Source organism: Micromonospora maritima, from assembly GCF_902825405.1.
Classification (GTDB): domain Bacteria; phylum Actinomycetota; class Actinomycetes; order Mycobacteriales; family Micromonosporaceae; genus Micromonospora; species Micromonospora maritima.
The window spans coordinates 1-6,177 of record NZ_CADEAU010000320.1; the positions used below are offsets into that span (position 1 = coordinate 1).

Consider the following 6,177-nt stretch of genomic DNA (forward strand, 5'->3'; position numbering starts at 1 on the left):
CGCTCTTCCGATCTACCCGGGCCGCGCCGCCGACGAGTCCCGCGTACGAGGTCGTCGTGGCCCCCTGGCGGACGGCCACCGCGTCCGGCCGGGTGGCGGCCGTCGCCAGGACCGCCGCCGGCACGGTGGTGTCGGGATGCTCGACCCGGGGGCCGAGCAGTCCGGGCGCGTCCGCGTTCACGTCCCGACCTCCGTCCCGGGCCGCGCCGCCAGGGCGTCAACCACCTGCATGCGCAACTCCGAGGTGTAGCGGTTGCCGTCGGCGTCGGGCACCCACGCCTGCTCCGGACCGGGCAGCAGTTCCGACACCACGACCGGAACCTGTCCGCCGGCGGCCCGCCGCGCCGCGCGCAGCATCGACCAGAGCGACGAGGCGTACACGGTGCTGCGGAAGTCCACGTAGCACGGCTTGATCTCGGTGCCGACCCGGACGAACACCCGCTCGGGCATGCCGTGCCGACGGCGCCACGCCCGCACCGCCAGGTAGCGGCCCTGTTCACCGGCGGCGTCGGCGATGCCGGTCTCGTCCACCGTGGTGCGCCAGGTCTCCCGGGTGAGGACCATCCGGCCGACGGTGATCCGCGGGGTGTGCTCCCCCGCCGTCCACTTGCCGGCGTGCACCGTGCACTCGGCCAGGAAGTCGCCGAGCAGTTCCAGCAGCGGGACACGGCCGCCGTCCGGGTCCACCACCGTCAGCTCGCCGGCCACGTCGTGCACGGTGAGTTCGGCGAGCCGCAGCAGCCGGTCCGCGTCGGCGCCCCGGGCCGGCAGGAAGCCGAACTGGCGGTCGTCCGGTGCGGACAGGAAGGAGCTGATCCGGGCGGTGAACCAGGGCCATCCGTCGGGCAGCAGCGGCAGGATCCGGCCGCCGCCGAGGTCGGCGCGCAGCGCCGCGTGCAGAGCGGCCGGGTCGTCGTGGCCGAGGGCGAACACCGAGTTGTTGAGGGTCGCCCAGGTGGCGTGCATCTCGCCGAGGACGGCGGTGAACTCCCCGGCCGCCATCGCCTCCGAGCCGTCGGCGCACAGGTGCAGGTCGGGGCTGTGCACGCGGGCGCCCGACCAGCCGGCGGCGCGGGCCGGAAAGGCCGCCCTGGAGGCGGGAGCGAGAGTCGTCGCGTCCAGGTCGACCCGACGGGTGCCGGCGGGCAGGTCGTCCAGGCCGCACAGCGCCCGCCAGCGGTCCGCGTACGCCTCCGCCGCCCGGTCGACCGGCCGTTCGCCGGTGCCGAAGAGCAGGGGCTGCGCCGCGTACCACAGCTCGGCGAGCGGGACCGTGGGGCGCCCGAGGTCCTCGGCCAGCTCCGCGTACAGGGCGCGCAGGGCGGTGCGGTACTCGGCGGTGACCTCGGCCGCCAGCCACCGGGAGGCCCGCAGCAGCAGGTCCAGCGGTTCGGCCAGCACGTCGAGCACCGGCTGACCGAGCCGGACGTCGAGGTCGCGGACCGTCTCCTCGTAGCAGAGCGCCCGGCCGGCGTAGGTGTGGCCGCCACGGTGCCGGGCGGGCTCCCCGGTCAGCTCGACGAAGACGGTGTCGAGTGCGGCCAGGGCGACGGCCAGCTTGTCCGCGTCACCGGCGGCGACACCGACGGCGTCCCGGGCGGCGGTCAACCGGTCGAGCGCCGCGGCGGCCCTGGTCCGCGCGGCGGTGTCGCCGACGGCCGCGACGGCGGTGGCCAACCAGTCCTCGGCGCCGGGACGCATCGGCGGGTCCCAGCCCCACTCGACCACGCCGCGCCCGACGAGGTGTTCCACCAGCAGCGTGAAGTCGTCCTCGGAGCGCACCACCGGGGCGGGCCCGGCCGCGAGGGCCTCGAAGATCTCCACCGCCGGGCGCCGGCCGTCGCAGAGTCGGACGAGCGCCGCCTCACCGGCGGAGAGCGGCACCGGGGAGGCCGCCGGTCGGAGCACCTCCCGGTCGGCCAGGGCCAGGTGCGGCGCCAACCGGACCGGCATCCAGCGCCGGATCGTCGCGTCGCGGGCGAGGCCGGCGGCCAACGCGGCCACGGCCCGGTGCTCCAGCAGGGTGATCCGCCGCCGGATCAGCCCCGGGCCGACCGTCAGCTCGGCGGGAGGTCCGGCCGGGTCGAACCGCACCCAGCAGATCGGCCCGAAGAAGCCGATGGTGTCGTTCTTGGCGCAGTAGCGCTGCCAGTACCGGGCGACGACCTCCTCCCGGCGACGCAGCCGGGACCGGCGCGGCTGGCCCGGCCGGGGTTCGGGCGCGGACAGCACACCGTCGAGGGCGTTGCGACCCTCCGGGTTCTGCCAGGCGACCGCCTCACGGAACAGCGGGTCGGCGGCGATGTCACGCAGTTCGCGGCTGGCGAGGGTGAGCGCCCGGTCGAGCGCGGCGGCGAGGGCCGGCTCGTCGGCGGCGCCGTCGAGGAACGCATCGGCGACCTCGGCGCACGCCGGGTCGACCAGCCGGTCGAGGCCGGCCGCCGGGAAGCCGGCCGCCCGCAGCACCGCCTCCCGCCACACGAGCCAGCCGCCGGGCAGGGCCACGTGGTGGGGCGCCGGGGTCACCAGTCACCGTCCAGGCCGGCCAGGGTCCGCAGCTCGCCGGCGACGAGCCGGGTCGTCTCCTCGGCCGCCGTCCGCAGGAAGAGGTGACCGCCCGGCAGCGTGTGCAGCTGGAAGGTTGCGGTGGTGTGCCGGGACCAGCCGGCCATCGCGGGTGGACGGACGCCGGGATCCTCCTCGCCGGCGAGCGCGATCAGCGGGACGTCGAGCGGCGGGCCGGGGTGGTAGCGGTAGGCGTCCACCCAGGCGAAGTCGGAGCGCAGCGCGGGCAGCAGCAGCTCCCGGAGCTCGGGGTGCTCCAGCGCGCCGTCCAGGTCGGTGCCGAGCGCGGCGACCCGGTGCCGCACGTCGGCGCCGACGAGGTCGCTCGCCGCGGGCGGGACGTCGGGTGGACGGCTCGCCGCGACGTAGAGGGCCAGCGGGGGTGGCAGGGCGCGGCGACGCAGCTCGCGGACCACCTCGAAGCCGAGTCGGGCGCCCATGCTGTGGCCGTAGACGGCATAGGGGCGGTCGATGCGTCCGGCGAGGGCGGTCGCCACCCGGTCGACGGTGAAGTCCGGCGGCTCACCGATCCGTGACTCCCGGCCCGGCAGCAGCACCGGATCGACGGCGATCCCCGCCCAGCGAGGACCGGTCCAGCGCCGGTAGACGGCGGCGCCGCCGCCGGCGAACGGCAGACAGAACAGGAGCACGTCGGCGCCGGCGGCCGGGGGGCCGGGGGTGAACCAGCGCCCGGGGTCGGCCCCGGCGGCCCGTTCGGAGTCGATGTCGTGCGCCGAAGCCGTCACGGCACCGACGGCGTACGTCGCTGGGAGTTATTGATGTGCGACACTCCGCATCTCCGGGATGGCAGGCGATTCGAATCGACCGGCATAATTTCCGACCGCTGGAACGACTGCCGTTTCTACCAGTGCGAACGGGTGCCGACGAACCCCTAACGACCCCTATTCAGGGGGGTCGGGAAAGAAACCCCTGAAACGGTTTCGCCCCGGCTCCACAGGCTCCCTGAGATGCGCGGACGCGTGCTAGCGTGTGGCCCGCACTGCGGCCGGACGCGAGGTCGCCGGCCGACCGCGGCCGGTCCGGGGGTCGCAACTCGCCACACATTCGCCACGAGAGGTCGTCTTCGAATGCAGCGCACGATGTTGAAGTCGAAGATCCACCGCGCAATTGCGACACAAGCAGATCTGCACTACGTCGGCTCCCTGACGCTCGACCCGATTCTGATGAAGGCGGCCGATCTGCTGCCCGGCGAGCTGATCCACATCGTCAACGTCAACAACGGGGCCCGACTCCAGACCTACGTCATCGAGGGCGAGTCGGGCACGGGCGTGGTGGGCATCAACGGCGCCGCGGCCCGCCTGGTCATGCCCGGCGACGTCATCATCATCATCAGCTACGCGGTGGTCGACGACGAGCAGGCCGGTGCGCTCAAGCCCGCGGTCGTGTTCGTCGACGGGGAGAACCAGATCGTCTCCGTGGGCTCCGATCCCGCCAACTGACCGCCGGCCGACCGCGCCGTCCGGCCGCGGACGGCCAATCCCGAAGGACGCATCATGGCCCGACCCAGCGGATCCGTCGGCAACCTGATCACCGACTACTACGGCCACCTCCCGGACGTGGTGAAGCGGTGCGCGGACGACCTCCGGCCGTGCGACGACCCGAACACGTTCAGCCCGGGCTTCGCCTTCCCCACGCTGGACGACGGGCTACGGGAGTTCTTCTCGGCGGCCACCGCACGCTGGACGCCGCTGGGCAGTTACGGAGACAGTCGGATCACGCTGCTGGACCTGACCGGCAATCCGGGCACCCAGACCACCAAGACGTTCGCCTCGCTGCTCATCGTGGCCCGGGCGGTGGAGCACATCCGGCGGACCGGGCAGCCGGTGCTGTTGTTCACGCCGACGTCCGCCAACAAGGGCACCGCGTTGCGCGACGCGGTGCTGCGCGCGCTCGACGCCGGGCTCGTGACCCCCGACCAGCTCCGGGTCGCCACCCTGGCGCCCCGCTCGTGCCTGGGCAAGCTCCGGTCCAGCCGGCTCACCACCGACGACGACCTGCGGCGGCGCAACCCGCTGCTGGTCCTCGACTCGCCGCGCGCCGAGGACGTCAAGGCGCTCGGCCGCCGGTTCGTCGCCGAGCACGCCGAGGAGTACGCCCGGCGCACCGGCGGACGGGTCTGGTTCTCCCTGGAGCTGGCGAACTACCTGGTCGCCGACGCCGCCCGGGCCTTCTTCGAGCACGACGCCGACCCGGTGCCCGGTGGCCGTCCCCGGCTGCACGCGCACGCCGTGTCCAGCGCGTTCGGTCTGCTCGGCTACCACCAGGGCCGGGCGATCCTGGAGGAGACCGGCGCCAGCGAGCCGGCCCGGCGGCCGGCCAGCCTGCTGGTGCAGCACCTGCACACCCCGGACATGGTGCTCAACCTGCGACACGGCGACTTCGACCGCGCCCACCTGCCGGCGTACGAGTTCGACGCCGGGAGCGGCCTGCACCACCAGAGCGCCGACCCGCACTTCCCGCTCGCCACCGACGACCCCGGGGAACTGCTCGACCCGACGTTCTACACCCACCGGCCGGTGACCTCGACGGCGATGAACGAGATCATCCGCAGGCACGGCGGCGACGGGATCGTCGTCTCGCTGCACGAGTGCGTCGCGCGGTACCCCCAGCTCCGGGCCTACCTGGCCGACACCGGCCGGCCGCTGCCGGCGGACCTGCGGCGGCTGCGGGAGTGGTCGCTGGTGATGGCGCTGACCGGCGTGTTCAACGCGGTCGACCGAGGGCTGGTCGACGCGGGGCGGGACATCGTGGTGCACGGCTCGGGCAGCTACGGGCTGGACGACTACCGTCCGGCGGAGAGCGGCGACGTCTCCGAGGTCCGCACCACCGCCGACATCGCCGTGGCCGTCGGTGACTGCTGACACGGCCCGGCCGGCCACCGCCCACCAGCGCGAGGTCTGGCTGCGGCACCGGATCGACCCCACCACCGCACTGGCCGCCACCCGCTCCGTCCGGCTGCGCGGCCCGCTGCTCCCCGACCGGTTGCGCGCCGCGCTGGACGAGGTCTGCGCCGCGTACCCGGACCTGCACGCCGACCTCGTGCTGGCCGGGGACGAGGCCCGCCTGCGTCCGGCGTCTCCCGAGCCGGTCCGGCTCGACGTGCGGTCGCCGGGCGAGGCCGCCGGGTCCGCCTCGGACCTCGCTCCGACCCGGGGGTTACGGGCCCGACTGGTCCGGCACGGCCCGACCGACCACGTCCTCACCCTGGCCGCCGCGCCCTGGGCCCTGTCCGGCGCCGGACTGGGCACGCTGTTCGAGACGGTGCTGTCGACCTACGCCGCCGCTCCGCTCAGGCCCGACGGCGGTCCGACGTCGGGCGGCGCGGGTCGCGTTCCCCGGCAGCGGATCCCACCCACCGCCGAGCGCTCCACCGAGCCGGGGACCACGGAGCCCACCGATCCGCCGGACGCCCAACGACTGGATCTCGGCCTGCCGGCGTCCCACCCCGGTGGGCCCGGCAGGTGGACCGAGGTCACGCTGCCGTGCGGCGCCGCCGCCGGCCTGCTGGCCCTGGCCGAGGCGGGCGGTACCGGTCGCAGCGCCGTCCTGGCCGCGGCCGTGGCATGGACGTTGCACCGCTACACCGGCGAC

General features: G+C 74.8%; 6 protein-coding genes. 3 read left to right on the forward strand and 3 right to left on the reverse strand.

The features are described from left to right. The 3 genes from HUW36_RS23110 to HUW36_RS23120 form a co-directional block, all read right to left on the reverse strand. On the reverse strand, nucleotides 1–181 hold a 181-nt coding region (locus HUW36_RS23110; protein ID WP_174530097.1), incomplete at its 3' end, for a hypothetical protein. After that, on the reverse strand, nucleotides 178–2,526 hold the full coding sequence (locus HUW36_RS23115) for a lantibiotic dehydratase (RefSeq protein ID WP_246248291.1): 2,349 nt from the start codon (nucleotides 2,524–2,526) through the stop codon (nucleotides 178–180). The genes HUW36_RS23110 and HUW36_RS23115, both read right to left, overlap by 4 nt. Next, nucleotides 2,523–3,311 carry a thioesterase II family protein gene (locus HUW36_RS23120; RefSeq protein WP_174530098.1) on the reverse strand — a complete coding sequence of 263 codons (789 nt, stop codon included), beginning with the start codon at nucleotides 3,309–3,311 and terminating at the stop codon, nucleotides 2,523–2,525. Before HUW36_RS23120 ends, HUW36_RS23115 begins: the two co-directional genes overlap by 4 nt. 342 nt (nucleotides 3,312–3,653) lie before the next feature. On the opposite strand from HUW36_RS23120, the gene panD reads away from it, so the two are divergent. The 3 genes from panD to HUW36_RS23135 form a co-directional block, all read left to right on the forward strand. Beyond that, a complete protein-coding gene (gene panD / locus HUW36_RS23125) occupies nucleotides 3,654–4,025 on the forward strand; it encodes an aspartate 1-decarboxylase (RefSeq protein ID WP_174530099.1) in 372 nt (123 codons plus the stop codon). A 54-nt stretch (nucleotides 4,026–4,079) separates the two neighbouring features. After that, a complete protein-coding gene (locus tag HUW36_RS23130) occupies nucleotides 4,080–5,447 on the forward strand; it encodes a DUF6002 family protein (RefSeq protein ID WP_174530100.1) in 1,368 nt (455 codons plus the stop codon). Then, nucleotides 5,437–6,177 (forward strand): condensation domain-containing protein (locus HUW36_RS23135; protein ID WP_217428859.1); only part of this gene is annotated, 741 nt, incomplete at its 3' end. The genes HUW36_RS23130 and HUW36_RS23135, both read left to right, overlap by 11 nt.

Coding starts and splice junctions, on each gene's coding strand:
- HUW36_RS23130 (WP_174530100.1), top strand. CDS start 4,080: ATGGCCCGACCCAGCGGATCCGTCGGCAACCTGATCACCGACTACTAC.
- panD (WP_174530099.1), top strand. CDS start 3,654: ATGCAGCGCACGATGTTGAAGTCGAAGATCCACCGCGCAATTGCGACA.